Here is a 19343-nt window from a genome sequence, read left to right as displayed (position 1 = left end):
CCCGGTCTCCAGCAGCGACTTGAGGTTGGCGAGGACGGCCGGCCAGCCGGCCGAAATGCCCTGGAACATCTCGGGGTTGGGACGGCCGGGCGCCGCCCTCGGGGAGAGGACGGCGCCCGGCCGGTGGATCAGATGCCCGGGAACGGGGGGACCGGGGGAGTGACCGGGTTCGACGGCCCCTGGGGCGGGGTGTCGAACACCGAGGCGAACGGGTCCTCCGCGTCGACCGGCGGTGCCTGCTGGACCGGCGGCGCGGGTGGTGCCTGCTGGAACGTCGGCGCCTGGGGCACCGGCGGGGCGGGCGGTGGTACGTGCTGCGCCGCTGGGACGTACGGGGCCGGTGGCGCCGGAGGGGCCTGCGGCACCCACGGTGCAGGGGGTACCGGTGGCGCGGGCGGCACCGGCGGAGTCTGCGTGACCGGCGTGGGCTGGTGCTGGGCCGGTGGCACCGGCGGGATGGGCGGCGGGACGGGCGGGCCCACGGGAGGACCCGATGGCGGGCCCACGGGGGGAGCCGTGGTCGGCCCGGCGGGCGGACCGGCGGGCTGGTCGGTGGCGCTCGGGCCCGGCCCGGCCAGGCCGTACTTCCGGTGGGCGTCGTTGATGTAGGCCCGCGCCAGGTTCTCCTTGATGACGTCGCGCAGCGGCCGGTCGATCCTCTCGGGACTGTTCGGCGTCTTCGGCACCGAGACCGCCTGGTCGTACCACGGGTCGGCGAGCTTGGTCTCGATCTCCGTGAGCATCTGCACGTCGCTCGGGGTCTTGCCCGGGTAGTTCACCATGGCCTGCCAGACGTGCCCCGTCTGGACGCGGAATCCGGAGCCGGGCGCCCGGTGCGCCTTCACGACGTCCTGAGGCCCCGACTGCAGGGGCAGCTTGTCCTTGTCGGCGTACGCGGTGCGCGGTGGCCTGCCCTCGCTGTCGAACCGGTGCTCGTTGAGCACGATGTTGTGGTACTCGACCAGGGCGCCGTTGTTCCGCACCTTGTCCACGTCCAGCCCGCCCACCACGACCTGGGCGTGGTGCCCCAGCTCGTGCTGGACCACCTGCGACTGCGGGTAGTCGTCGGACTGCTGGTTGACCACCAGGACGGGCGGCAGATCCGTCGGCACGGGGTCCCCCTGCCCGCCGGGCTGGGCGACCGGACGGTTCCCGCCGGCCACGTAGGCACCCTCGCCCTGCTCGCGCATGTAGTTCTCGGCGGTCACATCCGGTTCCCCCGGCTGCGGCGCGTGCGGGCCGCCGTTGAACTGCGACAGGTTGATCCCGGAGAGGACGTCCGGCAGCTCGCCGACGATGCCGGACGGGTAGCTGCTGAACGGCGTGTACGCCGAGACGCCCGGTGGCACGAAGATCATGAGGGGGAGCTGCTCCGGGGTCAGGCCCAGGGTGGCCGCGTAGTCCGTGATCGTGTCCATCGAGGGGATCACCGGACCGGTCGTCTGCTGGTCCTGGTCGTGGTTCTGCTCCTGCTGTTCGTGGTTCTGCTCAAGCGCCTGGCCGTGGTCGTGGTCCGCCGGGTGCGTGGAGGTGTGGTCGGGGGTCGGTCCGGTGGCGTCCTGGCCGGTCGGGCCCGACCGCGGGACCGGGCCGAGCCGGATCGCGCCGGAGGAGGTGTTCGGAGCGCCGCTCGTGTTCGAACCCGAGCCGGAGCCCGAGCCGGACGACCCCTGCTGGGGCAGCGGTGGCGCCGGCGGGGGCGGTGGCGGAGGTGGCGGAGTGGCGGACGAGACCGGTCCGAGCACCAGCCCGGAGGGCGCCGACTGCGCAGGCGGGGCCGGCGTGTGCTGGACGGGCGGGGTGACGTCGGCTGCGGGGCCGGCGGCCGGCTCGGGTGCGGGCTCTGATGCCGAGGCGGGGTCGACGGTGGACATGAAGTCGCGGAGGCCCGCGTACACGTTCTCCTCGGCGCGGGTGGACTCCACCGGGTTGGCGGGGGTGCGGTGGACGGCGCCGGGGTCGGGTCCGTACAGGCGGCTGAGGAGGGGGAGGAGGTCGGGTTCGTTGGTGCGGACCCAGTCGGCGCCGTTGTTGCGGGGCAGCCCGGTGTGCGGGTCGGTGCCGTTGTTGGTGCCGAGGTAGGCGTTGCTGACCTGGGCGAAGTACTCCAGTTCGTCGCGGGAGCCGTAGTTGTCGACCGGCCGGCCGGCGGGGTCGCGGCGCGGGCCGTCGGACCAGTCGGTGACGTCCTCGGAGTCGAACATCCGGGTGAGGGCGTCGGTGCCGATCTTGTCCTGGTAGGCGTCGGTGATGGTCTTGCGGTCGGCGTCGGTGAGGCCGAACTGGTGGATGGTGTGGGCGAATTCGTGGGTGGTGGTGGAGTAGCCGTCCTGGTAGTGCGGGGCGTTGCCGACGGTGGTGTCCTCGCCGAGGAGGTTCTCCTCGGTGACCGCGGCCCACCGGCCGCCGGAACCGCGGACGTCGTCCCAGCCACGGCCGTTGCCGCTGTCGCCGGCGGCGTCGTGCCCGGCGAGGTGGCGGAACGGGTCCAGCGAGGTCATGGGCACGTCCTTGGGGACGATGACCATGCGGCCGCCGCTGGTGAGCAGCCGGGCGGCGGTGTCGGGGTCCTGGAGCATCCGAGCGGTCTGGGCGATCGCCTCGGCCCGGGCGGAGGCGGGCCGGTGCGCGCCCGGGTCGACGTCCACCATCAACTGGGCAGCGGTCTGGGCGAATTCGCCCGGCGGCAGGGTCGAGCGGAGCGCCGCCACGAAGTCGGGGTCCTGGGCGAGGCCGCGCCGCTCGGCGTCCGGCAGGGCGGCCAGCGCCTGGGCCCGCTCGTGGGGGGACAGCCCCGGCAGCTCGGCGACCAGCCGGTCCAGGTCGGCGGGGCGGGTGACCGAGTAGTCCCCGGCCGGGGCGGGCGGCGTCGCGTCCGGCGAACCGATCGAACGGGTGCCGTGGGAGGGGGAGTTGCCGGACGTGTCGGGCCCGGTGGCCGCCGGGGGTGGCGTGCCGGGCTGGTCCGTGGTACCGGTGGCGTCCGTGCCGTCCTGGTGGCCGGTGGTGTCGGTGTCGGGCGCGGTGCTGGTGCTCGGCTGGGTGCCGGTGCCGGTGCCGGTGCTGGTGCCCGTCGTCGGGTCGGTGGTGTCCGGCGTGGTGTTCTCCCCGGGGAACTCGATCCGGACGCCGTTCACCTTCCTGATGTCAGGTGCGCCGAACAGCGAGGTCGAGCCGTAGTCCTGGGTGATGACGTACCAGTCCGTGGAATCGGACGGGCCCCAGAGCATGTTGGTGGCGCCCCACTGCTTCTCGCCGTCCACGTCGGTGTGGTAGTCGGCGTCCCCGAGCCAGTGGAAGGGCTGCAGCCCCTCCCGGAAGTCGTTCGCCTCGCTGTTGTAGCTGTCCGGGGACTGGAAGTGCCAGGCCTTGAAGCTGCCGTCGGTGCTGCCGGGGGTGATGGCCAGCGCACAGCCGTTCATCGGCGCGGTGAGGACGAGTTCGGTCTGCGGACGCGGCTGGCCGGGCTTCGACACCTCCACCCAGCCCACGTTGTCGACGGTAGGCGGGCCGCCGTTGGGGTCGAGCGTGACCTGCGGGTGTCCGGTCTTGTACGGGAAGTACTGGGCGCTCAGGTAGTCGGCGTCCGGCTTGAGGGGCTTGAGGTCCATCCCGTCGACGATCCCCGCGAGCCGGGGGTCGTTCGGGTACTGCTGGGCGTACTTCTCGATGGCCGGGGTGAGGAAGTAGCCGTCCTTGCCCTTCCCGCCGGGACCGCCGGACATGCCGGGCGGTGCGGCGTTGATGCGGTCCGGGGGCACCTTGGTGAGCACGAACCACTGCGGGGCGCCGGTGGAGGCGTTGTCGTTCATCCACCGCACGAACGCCGCCCGCTGGTTCGGCGACAGTCCGGGCATCCGGTTCTGCAGGCCGACGTCCAGGTTGGTGATCAGCAGGTTGTCGTTCAGGAACGCCGACGGGTTGCCGTTCATGCTCGCGACGGCCGAGTTGTCGGCGAGGTCGGAGGGAGCGGAGGAGCCGAACAGGGAGGAGAACGGGTTGCGCCAGCCCGACTGCGAGGAGGAGCTCGCGGTGGCGGTCCTCGGCACGGGACGGGGCGCGCCGTTGCCGCCGGTGGGCGTGGCGGTGTTCGTGGCCGCCGGGTGGGGGGCGGTGGTGGAACCGGTTGCGGTGGATGAAGGGGTGGGCGTGGGAGTGGGAGTCGGGGTGACGGTCGGTGTCGGGGTGACGGTGGGCGTGCCCTGCGCCGTGGTGTCGGTGGTGGCGGAGGGCGGGGGCGGGGGCATGTCCGGGTGGGAGCCGGAGGCGCCGGAGGCCGGCGTCGGGGTGAAGGTCCGCAGGCCGGTGGGCCCGCCCGCGATCCTGGTGGAAGCGTCCGGGCGCGGCTCGGCGCCGCCGTGGTCGGTGACCGGCGCGTCGGCCACGGTGGTCCGGGGACGGGGCTGCGGCCCGGGCAGGTCGGTCTCGGGCGCGTGGCTGGTCGGCGTGTCGCCTGGCCGTCCGTGCGGGGCGGGGGAGGGCTCGGGGGCCGGCGTGTGGTCGGTGGAGCGGTTCGGGGTGTGGTCGCGGGCGGGCGGGGTGTCCGAGTCGTTCCGGGTGTCCGTGCGGGTGTCGGTGGTGGTGTCGGTGTGCGGGGTGGTCTCCGCGCGGTGCGGCGGGGACGGGTCCTGATCGGGTGTCACCGTCCGCTGCGGCCGGTCCGTGTGGTCGTCCGAGGGGCGACCGGTGTCGCCGCGGGTGGGGTCACCGTGGTCGGTGGTGCTGTGGTCGGGGGTGGTCGGCCGCGGGCCGGGGCCGTCGCCGTGGACCGGCGCCGGGTCGGTGGCGGGGGAGTGCGGGGTGGTGTCGGCCGGGGCCTGGTACGGGGTGAGGGTGTGCGGGGCCGACCCGTCGGGGCGGGAGCCGGTCGGTCCCTGGTACGGGGTGGCGTCGCCGGTCGAGGTGGTCGGGGTGTCCGTGGCACCGTTCCGGCTGGTGGAGAACGTGCGCGGGGAGTCCGTCTGGTCCGGGGTGAAGCCGCGCGGGGTGGCCGCCGGTGCGCCGTGGTCGGCGGCGGGCGGGGTGTGGGCGGTGGCGGGCGGGGTGTGGGCGGTGGCGGGCGAGGGGCTCGCCCCGCCGTCATGGCCCGAGGAGGAGGGAGCCGGCGAGGCGTCCGGCCGGGAGCCGCCGCCGTCCGCCACGTCACCGCCGGGCGGAGTGGAACCGCCGGTGTGCGTGGAGCCACCCGACGGCGTGGAATCGCCGGTGTGCGGGGAGCCGCCGGAGGACGTCGGGCCGCCGCCGGAGGAGACGTCACCGCCGGACGGCGTGAAGTCGGCCGCGTCGGGGATGCCGCCGCTCCCGAACTTCCCCTTGAAGGCGGAGGCGCCGTGCATGACGCCCACGTTGCCGGCACCGCTGAGCGCGGAGCCGCCCAGGCTGGAGCCGTCGACCTTGCCGGTGGTGGCCAGCTGTGCGGCCACGTCGCCCGCGACGTCGCTGATGGCACCGTGCACCATCTGGGCGGGCAGGGTGTCCATGTGCTTGCCGATGAGCTTGCTGCCGCCCGCGCCGAGCCCCTTGCCGACCAGGCCGCCGCCCACGCCGCCCGCCGCTCCGCCGGCCGCGCTCATCCCGAGCTCCTTGCCGTCCAGCGACTTGCGGTTGCCTGCGGCGACCTGGATGGTCTGCGCGAGCAGGTTGATGGCGACCTCCTGGAAGGCCTCCTTCAACGCCATCATCACGACTTCCTTGGCCAGCCGGGTGAGGATCTGCTTGACCGTCTCCCGGCTCGCCGCGACCGCCACCGGTATCGCCGCCAGCGAGGCGCCGGCGGTGACCGGGGCGGCGGCCTCGGCGGTGGCGATCTCGTAGGCGAGGATGCCGAGTTGGGCGACGATGGAGATCTTCGCGGTCTCGGTGGAGTTGGCCATCGCCTCCAGGGCGTCGGCCATCGCGTTGCAGGCCTTGGCCATGCCGGGGAAGAAGCCCGGCTTGTCCCCGTCCACGGGGAGCACGAGCTTGCCCCACTCCTTCTCCAACCCCTCGGCCGCGGCACCCTGTTGGCCGTCGAGGGCGCGCCGGACCGCCGAGTCCGCGGCGCGCCCGGCCTCGTCCACGGTCTCGGCGGCGGCGCGCCAGCGACGGGCCATGTCCCGCATCAGGTCCTCGTCGCCCTCCGGCCAGCGGGAGCCGGCCAGCAGCATCAGCACCCACTGCAGGGGCTCGGGAAGTTCGACGGCCATGGTCAGTGCCTCCCGGGGTGGGTGGTGTTGCCGGACACGATGTCGCGGTAGACGGAGCCGAGCGGTCCGGAGGTCGGGGCCGGGAGCGCCGGGTCGTAGTCGCCGAACCCGGACAGCGAGGACTCTTCGGCGTTCTCGTAGCCGTCCGCCATGCCCTTGAGCCGGTTGCCGACGGTCTCGACGATCCCCGGCAGGGCCTTGAGGCTCTCCAGGATGTCCCGGGCGTTGTCCAGGTAACCCGGCTCGCCGTCCTCACCGTTGGCGAAGGACTTGCCCGAATCGTCGTTACCCCAGGGCGCGTTGCCGTGCATGCCGGTCATGTAGGCGCCCAACGAGGTTGTCAGTTCGGCGAGTTGGTCGGCCACGCCGAGGACCGGACCGGCCGCGGCCCGGTACTGCTCCGGGATGACCACGAAGCCGGCGCCCGCCCCGCCGCCCGACTCCACCGAGCGGCCGCTCACCGCCAGGGCCGGGGTGGTGCCCGCGACGGCGGCCGAGGAGGCCGGGACCGCCCGGGCGGCGGGGATGGTGGCGGCCGTCATGGCTTGGGCCGGGCGTACGTCCGCCTGCTCGGCTGCGGCCCAGAGCGGTGCGGCCTGCGGTTCCACGGCGGCGAGGCGTGCGGTGGTCATGGCTTGGGCCGGGCGTACGTCCGCCTGCTCGGCTGCGGCCCAGAGGGGTGCGGCCTGCGGTTCCACGGCGGCGAGGCGTGCGGTCGCCGTGGCATCGGCCGGGCGGTACTCCGGCTGTTCGGTCATGACGGTCCCTCGGAATCGTGTCGGTGGTGGTACGGGGTGCCCGGCCCGGCGGGCGGGCGCGGAGGGCGGCGGTCGCCGCTCAGCTCCGGGACGCGCCCTCGGGCGAGCCGGCGGCGATGCGGACCAGCGCGGCGCGCAGGAACGGGCTCGGCACGTCGTAGCCGCCCTCCTGCCGGAGCGGCGCCGGTGCGCCGGCGGCTGCACCGGCAGCGGCGGAGGAGCCGGAGGCCGTGCCGGCCGGCGTCTCGTCCGGACGTCCCCGGCGCTCGGCCACCGCGCGGGCCCGGTCCAGGTACGCCTCCTCGTCCGAGGCCGAGGCCGCGGCCGGCGCGGCAGCGGACTCCGCCGGACGCTCGGCCGAACTCGCCGCGGTGGCCGTGGTCTCAGCGGTCGCCTCCGCCTGCTCGGCGGAGGGCTCGGCGGAGGGCTCGGGAGCCGCCGCGGCAGCGGCCTCCGGGCCGAGCAGGGCGCCGGCCAGCTGCGCCATCAGGTCGCCGCCCCCACCCGTGGCCGCCTCACCGGCACCGGCACCGGCCGCAGCCGCGGCGCTCTCCGCGGCCTCGGTGTCCTCGACGGGCGCGCCGCCGCGCGCCGTGTCCAGCCACTGCCGCCGCATCCGCTCGAAGTGCGGGTCGCCGGCCTCGTGCTCGACCAGTTCGCCGCCGAGGATCCCGGCGTCCGCGCCGCGCCGGCGCTCCTTCCGCTCCTCCCCGCCGAACCTGGTCGGCCGGACGAACCGGCTGCCGCCGGCCCCCCGGGCGCCGCCGCCCGCCCCGCCGGCGCCCATCCCGCCGCCGTGCATCGCACCGGCGCCGGGAACGGCGGCACCCGCGCCGCGGCCGGCCGCACCGGCCGACGCGCCGCCGAGCGCCCCGCCGCCCGGCAGGCCGGAGCCCGTGCCGCGTCCGCTTGGACCCGCGCCGAGGCCGGCACCGACCAGACCACCGGCCCGCCCGGCACCGCCCGCCGACCCGACGCCGCCGGACCGGCCGAACGCCGCCATGCCCGGGATCCCGCCGCCGCCCAGGGCACCGCCCGGGAGGCCGCCGGACCCCCCGGCCCCGCCACCGAGCGCACCGCCGGAGGAGCCCGCGCCGCCGCCCGACCAGGGGGAGAGCCCGGTGCCCGTGCCGCCGCCCTGGTAGCCGGGGTGGCCGGCCAGGTTCAGCCCGGGCGGCTGGACGGCCGGCTTGAACCGGGGGCTGCCGTCCGGGCCGAGCCCGCCGCCGCCCAGGTACGGGTTGGTGAGCTTCGGCGGCTGGTACGGCTTCAACGCCGGTGGCTGGTACGCCTTCTGGCCGCCCGCCCCGCCACCGCCGCCCGCGCCGCCGCCGATCCCGCCGACACCGCCACCGCCGGCCCCGCCCGCGCCGTCGCCCAGGCCGCCTCCGCCGCCCGCCCCGGCGCCGGGGGCGCCGGGCAGCGGGGGAATCACCGAGTCGATCCCGGTCCCGGGCGGTGGGGTGCCGCCGCCACCCCCCGGGACCCGCTGCTCGACCAGGTTGCACACCTGCGTGGCGGCATCGGTCGCGGCCCCGTGGTCGGCGCCCGCCTTCAGCATGGTGTCGATGCTGGCGGTGACCCCCTTGACGTACCCGTGGTAGACGTCGACCGCCGACTTGATGCCCTCGGACTCGGCGATGTCGTCCTTCTTGCCCGCCGGGTTCTGCTCGATGTACGTCTTCGCGTACTCGAGCTGGTTGATCATCTCGTTCTTGGTCTCGGTGATGGCCGTGGCCGCGCCCTTGAGGTGGGTCTCGACCATCTTTCCCGCGGTGAGGATCGTGCCGGCGTGTGAACCCTCGCCGACACCGTACTTCTCCAGGTAGCGCCGGTAACTGTCGGCGGCCTCACCGGACATGTGCTCGGCGGCCCGCTGGGCGTGCGCCCAGATGGTGCGGATCCGGACGTCCGCGACCTTGTTGAACGTCTCCCAGGCCGCCGCCAGGTCGTGGATGCGCTCCTCGTTCCCGTCGGGGAACAGGACGTCCTTGCCCTCCTCGCTGCTCTGGAGGATCTTGAGCACGTCGTCGAGTTCGGCGGGCAGCTCGATGGTCACCGGGGGTCACTCGCTTCCTGGTCGAGGGCTGAGGGGCGGAAGCCGGGGAGGGCGGGGCGCGGACCGCGGCAGGAGGCCGCGGTGCGGTGGCGGTGGAGAGGGTGGGGACGGTGGGGGGGGCCGGGCGCCGGTTCACTCCAACCGCGCGTGCGAGCCGCCGCCGCTGCGGGCCGTGGACTCCGCCTCCGCGTGCCGTGCCTGCGCGTGGTTGTAGTCGAGCGTCGCCGAGGACTGCGACACGTACCCGGGCCCGCTGCCCGGCGCCGGCGGCAGCGGCGGCGGCGGAAGCTCACCGGCACCGTCACCGAGGCCGTCGCCGATCTGCCGCAGCGCGTCGGAGTGCTCGGTGTCGGTGCTGCGGTGGCCGCCGCACATCGTCTTCAGGTTCGCCGCCACCTGGGCGGTGTTCTCCATGAAGGCCTTGATGCCCTCGAGGGTCTTCTTCTGCTGCTCGGCCAGGCCGATCACCGAGGCGGTGTTCCCGCCCAGCGACTTGCCGACCAGGTCGCTGCCGTAGACGTCGTCCTTGACCGTGCCGACGTACGTGGACAGCTTGATGTACGCCTCCTCCAGGTCGTCGTACATCCGCTGGATCATCGTCGCGGCGGTCTCGACCTCGTCGAGGTCGATGCTGAAGGAACTCGAAGCCATGGAACCCAACCCCCAGGGTGGTCAAGCGGAACGGTGAGGAGAGTGCGGCGGACGGGGACGCTCAGAGCGCCAGCGCGCCGCCCGGGCCGACCACGTGCAGGCCGGCGGCGCCGAAGGAGATCGCCAGCGGAGTGCGGTCGAGGCGCGCCTCGTTGACCAGCGTCCCGCCGGCCAGGTGCCACAGCCGCAGGGTGGCGTCGGCGTCCCCGGCGGCCACCAGCGCCTCGCCGTCCAGCTCCGCGCAGACCAGCGAGCGGACCTCGGCCGTCCCCCCGGGCAGGTCGGCCACCGGGTGGCCGCCGATCACGTCCCAGCCGCGCACCGAACCGTCCGCGCAGCCGGCCAGCACCACGGCCCGCCCGTCGAGGCGGCCGAAGGCGACCGTCCGGGCCGCCGCCGGCAGGCCGGAGAGCACCGGGCCGGCCTGCCCGCTGTCGAGGTCCCACAGCCGCACCGTCAGATCCCCACCGGCCGTGGCCAGCAGCCGCCGGCCGCTCGTGGTACCCGCCGCCAGCGCCGTCACGCCCTCCCGGTGGGCGGTCAACTGCCGTACCGGAGAACCGTCCCGGGCGCTGCGGACGCGTACCGTGCCGTCCGTGCCGGCGGAGACCAGGACCGCCTCCACCCCGGGCACCGGCTCGGCGAACAGCAGCGCGCTGACCGGCCCTGTGTGCGGGGTCGGCACCGACAGCGGGGCGCCGTCGCGCAGCCGGTGGCAGCGCACCGCGCCGGAGACCGTGCCGCAGACCAGTACCGGCTCCTCCTCCGCGGCCGGCAGCACCGCCACCGAGGCCACCGGGCCGCCGTCCGGCTCCAGCGCGTACAGCTCGGCGCGGGCCGCCGCGTCCCACAGCCGCACCCGGCCGTCGCCGTACCCGGCCACCAGCAGCGTCCGCCCGTACAGTTCGCCCACGGCAAGGGAGTTGACCGGCACCGGGCCGCCCTCGCCGACCCGCTCGGGCTCGCAGACGCCCACCGGCTTGCCGCCGCGCGCCTCCCAGAACCGGATCCGGCCGCGCTCGTCCCCGACGGCCAGCAGGTCCGCGCCGCCCACCGGAACGGTCACCAGCGCGGTCGGCCAGGTGCCACCGGTCGGGCGGCCCCCGAGCGCGGCGGCGGAGTGCACGTCCCAGGTGCGCAGCGTCCGGTCGAGCGCGACGGAGGCGAGCACCGGGCGGCCGTCCAGCTCGGTGAAGGCCAGGCCGGTGACGGTGCCGGAGTGGCCGGTGAGCCGGGCGACGGGGTGACCGGTGGCCAGGTCCCACAGCCGCACCTCCTGGTCCCGCCCGCCGGTGGCGAGCAGCGCCTGGTCGCCGAGCGGGAGGACCGCCAGGGCGGTCACCGGCGCCTCGTGGCCGACCAGCAGGTGCAGCGGGGTGCCGCTCGCGGCGTCCCAGACCCGGACGGTGCCGTCCGGCGCGGCGGCGGCCACCAGGTCGGTGCCGGCGCAGTGCGCGGTCAGCAGGGCGGTCGCGCCCTCGCCGCCCGCGGTCAGCAGGCCGAGCCCGCGGCCGTCCTCGGCCCGCCAGGCCCGGACCTCGCCCCGCCCGCCGGCCGAGAACACCAGCGGCACGCCCCGGACCACCCCGGCGGCCACCCGCTGCTCGCCCTCGCCGCCCGAGGTCCCGTGGGCCAGCTCGCCGGTGGCCGCGTCCCAGACCTGGACCGACCCGTCGGCGCCGCCGACCGCGAACAGCTCCCGGCCCTCCACCGCGCCCAGGGCGACCGCGCTGGGCAGCAGCCCGCCCTCGCCGTCCGAGCCGCCGAGCGAGCCGCCGTCCGGGAGCCGGCCGAGCGCGAAGCCCCCCGCCCCCTCGGCCAGCGCGAACGCGGGGGAGCCCGCGACCGTGCCCACGGCGGCCGCCGCGGGCAGCCCTGCGGCGTCCGGCTCGGCGGCCTCCGCCCGGACGACGGCGCAGGGCAGCTGGCCGACCTCCAGCGGCCGCAGCAGCTGGAAGGCGAGTGCCTCCAGCATCCGCGCGGCCGGGGGGACCGGGGTGGCGGTGCCGTCGGTCCAGCACTCGGCCCCGGCGGTGAGCCGGCGCGCCTCCCCGTCCTCCCCGTCTGCGTCGCCGGTGTCGTCAGCGGTGCTCCCGGCGGTGGACCCCGCGGCGTCGACCGGGGATCCCGGGGCCGCCCGGAGCGCCTCCGTCAGCCGCTGCGCCACCGCCGGGTCGAGGAGACCGCGACGGACCGCACCGCCGTCCGCGGTCCACCGCTCCACCAGCACCGAACCATCGCCGTCGACCGTCACCTCGAGCCGCCCGGAAGGCAGTCGACGCGAACCGGCGGTGAGGCGAATCGTGCCCGACAACACCAGGGGCCCCCAAAAGATCGTCACAGGTCGAAGGAGAGGAACGCGGACGCGCCGTCGCCCGTACCGCCGCGGTGGCGGCGGACGTGCGCGGCGGCGCGGCCGTCCGGGCCGTCAGGCCCCGGATCCGAGCGGCACGCCGAAGGGCACCGGGAGGTCCGGCCCGCAGGGTCTCCGGCGGCCCCGCGCCCGTCCGCGGCCGGCGGCGACGGCGGCCGGCGGACGGTGAGCTGACAAGGCGTTCTCCGGAGGATGCGCGGGTGCGCCCGCGAACGGGGCGGACACCTGATGAGGCAGGGGCCGGGGGAGCACGGCGCAGCGGTGGGCGGCCGGCCTCCCCCGGACCGGACGGGTCAACTCCAGCACCCGCCGCCGACCTTCCACCAGGCGGTTTCACCGGCAGAACTGCCGTGAGTCATACTTCTGCCGGGGGCGGCGATCGGGCTGGACCACGCTGATCAGGGGAAATCGGCCATGAGCACCGGTGCATCGACCACGGACCACGCCGACCTCGGACGCCGGCTGCGCGCACTGCGCCACCGCGCCGGGCTCAGCCAGGAGGCCCTCGCCCACCGCGCCGGAGTGAGCGTCCGCGCCCTCGCCGACCTGGAACGCGGCCGCTCCCGCGGCCCTCAGCGGCGCACCGTGGAGATGCTCGCCGACGCCCTCGGCCTGAACGCCGCCGAGGCCGCCGAGCTGGAGCGCCTCGCCGGACTCGGCCGCCCCCGCCCCCGCCCGGCCGGCGACCACACCCCCCACGCCCTCGCCCTGCCCCGGGACGTCGGCGACTTCACCGCCCGCGACCGGGCCCTCGCCGAACTGCTCGCCCTGGCCGAGCACATCGACCCCGCGCACCCCCCGGTCACCGTGGTCTCCGGCCAGCCGGGCCTCGGCAAGACCGCCTTCGCCGTGCACGCCGCCCACACCCTCGCGCCGCACTTCCCGGACGGACTCTTCGCCGTCGACCTGGACGGCATGGCCCCGGAGCCCACCGCCCCCCGCGACGCCCTCGGCCGGCTGCTGCGCGCCCTCGGCGTCGCCGACCGGACCGTACCCGCCGGGACCGACGAGCGGTCAGCGCTGTTCCGGTCGGTGGTCCGCGACCGGCGGATCCTCCTCGTCCTCGACAACGCCGTGGACGAGGACCAGGTCCGCCCGCTGCTGCCCGCCACCGGCCCCTCGCTCACCATCGTCACCAGCCGCCGGGACCTCTCCGGCCTCGAAGCCGTCCACCGCACCGGACTCGACGTCCTCCGACGGGAGGAGGCCGTCCGGCTGCTCACCCTGATCATCGGCCCCGAGCGGGTCGCCGCCGAGCAGCAGGCCGCCCGCGACCTCGCCGAACTGTGCGGACGGCTGCCGCTCGCCGTCCGGATCGCCGGCCAGCGCCTGGCCGCCCGCCCCACCGAGCGGATCGGCAAGCTGGTCACCCAACTCGCCGCCCGGGGACGGCGGCTGGACCTCCTCCAGGCCGGCGGACTCCAGGTCCGCGCCGCCTTCAGCCTCTCCTACGAGCGGCTCGACCCCGCCACCCGCCTGCTGTTCCGCCGCGCCGCCCTGGCCGCCGGACCCGACGTCAGCCCCGAAATCGCCGCCCGGCTCGCCAATCTGACAGATGATCAGGCCTGGCGCGGCGCCGAGGAGCTCACCGGCGCCGGACTCCTCCAGGCCCACCCCACCGCGGAGCGCTACCGCTTCCACGACCTGCTCCGGCTGTTCGCCACCGAGCAGGTCGAGGCCGAGGACCCGCCCGCCGCCATCGAGGCCGCCCGGGACCGCACCGCGGACTGGGTGCTGCGCCGCGCCGCCGCCGCCGCCCTGCGCTTCGACGCCGACCGCCACCAGGACGCCCCCGACGACGACCCCGACCCGCAGGCCGCCCCCGCCGACCGCGAAGAGGCCCGGGCCTGGCTGGAGGCCGAGCGGACCGAGTGGCTGGCCGCACTGCGCCGGGCCCGGGCCACCGGCCGCCACCGGCAGGTGGTCGACGCCGCCGAGGCCATGCACTGGTTCTCCGACCTCAACCCCGAGTGGGGTGAGCTGTGGGTGGAGGTGTTCGGGCACTCCGTCGCCTCCGCCCGCGCCCTGGGCAGCCGGCCGGAGGAGGTCGTCCACCTCAACTACCTGGCCTGGGCGAACAACGTGTGCGTCTTCGACCACGCCGCCGGACTGGTGGCCGCCGACGCCGCCCTGGCGGTGGCCCGCGAGATCGGCGACGAGGTGCAGGAGGGCTGGGCGCTGGGCTACGGCGCGGGCTCGCTGCACCGGCTCGGCCGGGCGGAGGAGTCGATCCGGAGGTTCCAGGAGTCCGTGGCCTGCCTCGGCCGCCAGTACACCCCCCAGGCCGCGCTCGGCGAGCTGACCGTGCTGTACACCCTCGGGCAGATCCTCCGCCAGGTCGGCCGCACCGAGGAGGCCCTGGCCGTCCACCGGCGCGCCGAGGCCAAGTGCCGCAGCGGCGTGCCCGGGCAGTCACCCGAACTCATCGCCCAGTACCAGGCGATGAGCCAGCAGCAGGTCGGCAACTCGCTGGCCGCACTGGGCCGCTGGGCCGAGGCGGAGGAATCCCTGCGGCGGTCGATGGATTACTTCGACGCGGCCCGGATGCCGGCCAGGGCCGCGCCGACCCGGCTGGACCTCGGCATCCTGCTGCGCCGCCTCGACCGCCTCGCCGAGGCCCGCGAGGCCGTCACCGCGGCCCACGAGGAACTCCGCGCGATGGGCCACCCACGGCTGCCGGAGGCCGTGGCCGAACTCCGCGCCCTGGACCCGGCGGCCGGTGGCCGGGCGGCGGGCTGACGCGGTCGGCCCGGTGGCCTGACGCGGCCGCCCGGTGGTCCGGCGCGGTCGGCGGGCGTTTGTGGTTGCCCGGCCGCGGCTGGGTGCATGCGCCCATGCCAGCGAACGGGGGAGCGAACCAGGCCCTCCACGACGCGCTGTACGCCACTCTCGTACCCGAGGACCTCTGCTGACCCGGGCCGGGCACGCTCGTACCGCCGCGCCCGGCGGTTCGGTGCCCGGCGCTTCGGTGCCCGGTGTCTGATGCCCGGTGCCTGGTCTCCGTTCAGCCGCGGCCGAGGAGGCGGCTGAGCCAGCTGCCGCCGGTGCGGGTGGAGGCGGGGCAGCTGCAGCGGTCGGCCTTGGGGATGCCGGCGAGGACCTGGTCCACGTGCTGGCCGCAGCCGGCGTAGGTGTACTTGCCGCAGGTGCGGCAGGTGGTGCGTCGGCACATCGGACGGTACCTCCAGGGTCGGTCGGGCCCGGAGCGGATCCCGGCGCCTGACCGCCAATATACCCCCGGAGGTATGCCGGCGGGCTGCCGGACCCGCCCGCCGGCGACCGCGGGAGGGGTCCTTGCGCGGCTTTGATTTGCCATAGCTTTACACTCCTGTAGAGGTGATCATCCCGAGCCCGGGACGGTCCCCCGTCATCGACGACCTACCGAAAGCGAAGGAGTCGCGGTCTCCGCGATGGACGAACCTCCCAGTTCCCGCCGCGCCGTTCCCACCCTGACGTGCTCACCTGCCGGGGCGGGGGTGGCACGGTGACCGAAGTGCTCCTGCTCCTCCTCGCCCTGGTGCTGACCGCCGCCTGCGCGGTCTTCGTCGCCGCCGAGTTCTCGCTCACCACCGTGGAGCGCGGCGCCCTCGAACGGTCGGTCGAACAGGGCGAGCGCGGCTCCGCGACCGCCCTGAAGGCGGTCAACCGCCTCACCTTCCAGCTCTCCGGCGCCCAGCTGGGCATCACCATCACCAGCCTGGTCATCGGCATGATCGCCCAGCCCTCGGTCGCCGCCCTGCTGCGCGGCCCGCTGGAGGCGGTCGGACTGCCCGCCGGCGCCGCCGGCACCCTGGCCGTCCTGCTCGGCGTGCTGCTCTCCACCGTGGTGCTGATGGTGGCCGGCGAACTCGTCCCCAAGAACTGGGCGATCTCCCGCCCGCTGGCCGTCGCCCGGGTGGTGGCCGGCCCGCAGTACTGGTTCTCGGAGGCCTTCTCGCCGCTGATCGGCCACCTCAACAACACCGCCAACCGCGTGGTGCGGCGCTTCGGCCTGGAACCGGCCGAGCACCTCGCCTCCGCCCGCACCCCGCAGGAACTGGTCGCCCTCGCCCGGCACTCCGCCCGCGAGGGCGCCCTGGAACCGGACACCGCCGAGCTGTTCGTCCGCTCCCTCAACCTGCGCGAGCTGACCGCCGAGAACGTGATGACCCCCCGGGTCGACGTCCGCGCCCTGGAGGAGCACGCCACCGCCGCGGACGTGGTCAACCTCACCCGGGCCACCGGCCTGTCCCGCTTCCCCGTCTACCGCGAGAGCCTCGACCACGTGGTCGGCACCGTCCACATCAAGGACGCCCTGGCCCTGCCCGCCGACCGCCGCGCCACCCACCCGGTGTCCGCGCTGGCCACCACCCCGTTGCTGGTCCCCGAGACGCTCACCGTCGACCGCCTGCTGGACCGGCTGCGCGGCGAGGAGACCATGGCCGTGGTGATCGACGAGTACGGCGGCACCGCCGGTATCGCCACCCTGGAGGACATCGTCGAGGAGGTGGTCGGCGAGGTCCGCGACGAGCACGACCCCACCGAACTCCCGGACCTGGTCGCCCTCGGCGAGGGCCCCGACGGCCGCCGCCGGTGGGACGCCGACGGCATCACCCGCACCGACCAGCTCGCCGCCCTCGGCATCCCCGAGCAGGAGGGCCCGTACGAGACCCTGGCCGGCCTGATCGCCGACCGGCTCGGCCGGATCCCCGTACCCGGCGACACCGTCCACGTCGAGGGCTGGACCCTCGACGTCCTCGCGGTCGCCCATCACGTCGCCGAACGGGTCCGCATCACCGCGCCCGAACCCCTTGAGGACGACGGCGAGGACACCGCCAGCGGCACAGGCCCGGGTTCCGCCACCACCGCCGACCGGGAGGAGGACCGGTGACCGCACTCCAGCTCTTCATCGGCCTGCTCACCCTGGTGACCAACGCCTTCTTCGTCGGCGGCGAGTTCGCCCTGATCTCGGTACGCCGCAGCCAGGTCGAACCCCGCGCCGAAGCGGGTGACCGCCGCGCCCGGACCGTGCTCTGGGGCCTGGAACACGTCTCGGCGATGCTGGCCACCGCCCAGCTCGGCATCACCGTCTCCTCGCTGGTGCTCGGCGCGGTCGCCGAACCCGCCATCGCCCACCTGCTGGAACCGCCGTTCCACGCCCTGGGCCTCCCGGACGGCCTGATCCACCCGATCGCCTTCGTGATCGCCCTCACCGTCGCGACCTACCTGCACATGCTGGTCGGCGAGATGATCCCCAAGAACATCGCCCTCGCCGCCCCCGAACGCGCCGCCCTGCTGCTGGTACCGCCGCTGGTGGCCACCACCCGGGCGCTGCGGCCGGTCGCGTTCTCCATCAACGCCTTCGCCAACCGGATCCTGCGCCTGCTCAAGGTGGAACCCAAGGACGAGGTGGCCTCGGTGTTCACCGAGGAGGAACTGGGCCGCATGGTCAAGGACTCCTCCGACGCCGAGCTGCTCAGCGAGCGCGACAACGAACTGCTCCAGGACGCCCTGGAACTCGGCTCCCGGCCGGTCGGCGAGGTGGTCACCCCGCGCGAGCAGGTGGTGTTCGCCCTGCCCGGCACCACCCCCGAGGAACTGGAGCGACTGGCCGCCACCACCGGCTTCTCCCGCTTCCCCGTCCTGGACGCCGACCACACGGTCTGCGGGTACCTGCACATCAAGGACGCCCTGGAACAGGACGCCGCCCGCGACCGGCCGTTCCCGGTCCGGGCCCTGCGCCCGATCGCCCGGGTCCCCGAGGACACCCCGCTGGACGACGTGCTCACCGCCATGCGCCGCTCCGGCACCCACCTGGCCGCCGCCGTCGGCCGGGACGGCACCGCCATAGGCCTGGTCACCCTGGAGGACGTCCTCAAGGAACTCGTCGGCCCCGCCCCCGCCGACCGCTGACCGGCAGGTAAGCCGCAGGGAGCGGGAGACACGGGAGACAGCAGGAGGGGCATGGGTGACGGCACGGGCCGCGGTGGAAACGCCGCGGCCCGTCGGCCTTCCGGTCCGATGATCGTCCCCGCTGGGGCTGGGCTGATGATCGGCCCGGCAGGGTTCGAGCTGATGATCAGCCCAGCAGGATCCGAGCCGATGATCGTCTCGGCGGGTGTCGGTGCGACGATCGCTTCGGACGATCCCGGTGTGACGATCACCCCAGCCCATCCCGGCCCGATGGTCCTCCGAGTACGTCCCAGGAACTTCTACAAGACTGTAGAGTCGGCCCGGACGTGGAAAGCCGCTGCCCACACGCCCTCGGGCCGGGCAGCCGTACGGAGTCGGGGGAGCGGGATGGCGAGCGGTCGGTCGGGGCGTCCGTACCCCGCGTACGGTCCGGAGGCGACCGGCTGGCAGCCGCCGGCCGCGGAGGTCCGGCCGGTGTACCAGCCGGTCGAGATCCGCCGTGCGGACGGAACGTGGACGGTGGGCCGGATCAACGCCTGGTGGGAGCCCGCCGAGGGCGAGCCCTGGTGCCGGGTCAGGCCGCTGGGCCGGGGCGAGTCCCCGGCCTGGATGCGGTTCGACCCCGCCAGCCTGCTGCTGCTCCCCGTCGGCGGAACGTGACGTCCGTGGGCACCACCCGGCACGACCGCCCCTCCGCGCTGCGCCCGCGCGGGCTGGTGGACCTCCGCGGGCACGACGGCGCACCGCTCCACCTCGGGTACCCGGCCGGCGCGGTCGTGGTCGTCTCCGGGCTCCCCGGCAGTGGCAAGAGCACCCTGCTGAGGCGCTGGTCCACCGCCGCGACGGTGGTCGACCCGCGGGCCACCCACCTCGCCTGCGAGGCGCTGATGCCCGCCTGGCTCCCCTATGCCGCGTACCGGCCGTGGGCGCGGACCGAGCACCTCCGCTGGACGCTCTCCGAGGCGCGCAGCGGCCGGCCGGTCCTGGTCCACGACTGCGGCAGCTGGTCCTGGATGCGCCGCCTGCTGTCCCGCACCGCCCGGCGCGACGGCCGCGAACTCCACCTCGTGCTGCTGGACGTCGGGCCCACCGAGGCCCTGGCCGGCCAGCAGGCCCGCGGCCGCCGTGCCCGGACCCACGTCTTCGCCCGGCACCGCCGCGGCCTCGGCCGGCTCCTGCACGCCCTGGACCGCGACGGCGCCACCGCCCTGCCCGAGGCGGCGTCGGTGCTGCTGCTCGACGCACGGTCGCGCGGGCGCGCCCGGACCGTCGAGTTCGGGGACGGCCGGACGGAACCCGCCGACGCCACGACACCGGAGCCCACCACGGCGGACCCGCGGACCCCGGTCGGCGCCCAGCCTCCCGTGGGACCGGCGGACGAGGGCGACCGGGCCCTCGCCTCGCCCTGATCCCTCGACTCGCTG

11 protein-coding genes are annotated in these 19343 nt (G+C 75.5%); 5 read left to right on the top strand and 6 right to left on the bottom strand.

Going from position 1 to position 19343, the window contains the following annotated elements; genetic code table 11:
- Positions 1-128: 128 nt before the first annotated feature.
- The 5 genes from ABWK59_RS04115 to ABWK59_RS04095 form a co-directional block, all read right to left on the bottom strand.
- Positions 129-6185 carry a WXG100 family type VII secretion target gene (locus tag ABWK59_RS04115; protein ID WP_354637920.1) on the bottom strand — a complete coding sequence of 2019 codons (6057 nt, stop codon included), beginning with the start codon at positions 6183-6185 and terminating at the stop codon, positions 129-131.
- 2 nt (positions 6186-6187) lie between these two features.
- Positions 6188-6943: a hypothetical protein gene (locus tag ABWK59_RS04110; RefSeq protein ID WP_354637919.1), complete on the bottom strand. Its 756-nt coding sequence runs from the start codon at positions 6941-6943 to the stop codon at positions 6188-6190.
- 79 nt (positions 6944-7022) lie between these two features.
- The gene (locus tag ABWK59_RS04105) at positions 7023-9002 is read right to left on the bottom strand and encodes a hypothetical protein (RefSeq protein ID WP_354637918.1); all 1980 of its coding nucleotides are present in this window, start codon (positions 9000-9002) and stop codon (positions 7023-7025) included.
- Positions 9003-9134: 132 nt separating this feature from the next.
- Positions 9135-9653, bottom strand: coding sequence for a hypothetical protein (locus tag ABWK59_RS04100; RefSeq protein WP_354637917.1), 519 nt, complete (start codon positions 9651-9653; stop codon positions 9135-9137).
- 61 nt (positions 9654-9714) lie between these two features.
- On the bottom strand, positions 9715-11907 hold the full coding sequence (locus ABWK59_RS04095) for a WD40 repeat domain-containing protein (protein WP_354637916.1): 2193 nt from the start codon (positions 11905-11907) through the stop codon (positions 9715-9717).
- A 534-nt stretch (positions 11908-12441) separates the two neighbouring features.
- On the opposite strand from ABWK59_RS04095, the gene ABWK59_RS04090 reads away from it, so the two are divergent.
- Complete coding sequence (locus tag ABWK59_RS04090) at positions 12442-14766, top strand: helix-turn-helix domain-containing protein (RefSeq protein WP_354637915.1); 2325 nt, start codon at positions 12442-12444, stop codon at positions 14764-14766.
- 265 nt (positions 14767-15031) lie between these two features.
- Here the strand turns inward: ABWK59_RS04090 and ABWK59_RS04085 are convergent, their stop codons facing one another.
- Complete coding sequence (locus tag ABWK59_RS04085) at positions 15032-15199, bottom strand: hypothetical protein (protein ID WP_354637914.1); 168 nt, start codon at positions 15197-15199, stop codon at positions 15032-15034.
- Between the two features lie 312 nt (positions 15200-15511).
- Between ABWK59_RS04085 and ABWK59_RS04080 the strand changes: the two genes are divergently transcribed.
- The 4 genes from ABWK59_RS04080 (at position 15512) to ABWK59_RS04065 (ending at position 19328) form a co-directional block, all read left to right on the top strand.
- Positions 15512-16897 (top strand): hemolysin family protein, encoded by a 1386-nt coding sequence (locus ABWK59_RS04080; RefSeq protein WP_354637913.1) that lies wholly within the window; start codon positions 15512-15514, stop codon positions 16895-16897.
- Entirely contained in the window at positions 16894-17919 is a 1026-nt protein-coding gene (locus tag ABWK59_RS04075; RefSeq protein WP_354637912.1) for a hemolysin family protein, read from the top strand. Before ABWK59_RS04080 ends, ABWK59_RS04075 begins: the two co-directional genes overlap by 4 nt.
- A 387-nt stretch (positions 17920-18306) precedes the next feature.
- On the top strand, positions 18307-18579 hold the full coding sequence (locus ABWK59_RS04070) for a hypothetical protein (protein WP_354637911.1): 273 nt from the start codon (positions 18307-18309) through the stop codon (positions 18577-18579).
- Between the two features lie 5 nt (positions 18580-18584).
- A complete protein-coding gene (locus ABWK59_RS04065) occupies positions 18585-19328 on the top strand; it encodes an AAA family ATPase (protein ID WP_354637910.1) in 744 nt (247 codons plus the stop codon).
- Positions 19329-19343 lie beyond the last annotated feature (15 nt).

Source organism: Kitasatospora sp. HUAS MG31, from assembly GCF_040571325.1.
GTDB classification, from domain to species: Bacteria; Actinomycetota; Actinomycetes; order Streptomycetales; family Streptomycetaceae; genus Kitasatospora; species Kitasatospora camelliae.
Note: the sequence above shows the minus strand (reverse complement) of the source record. Positions and strands in the feature narration are given on the sequence as shown.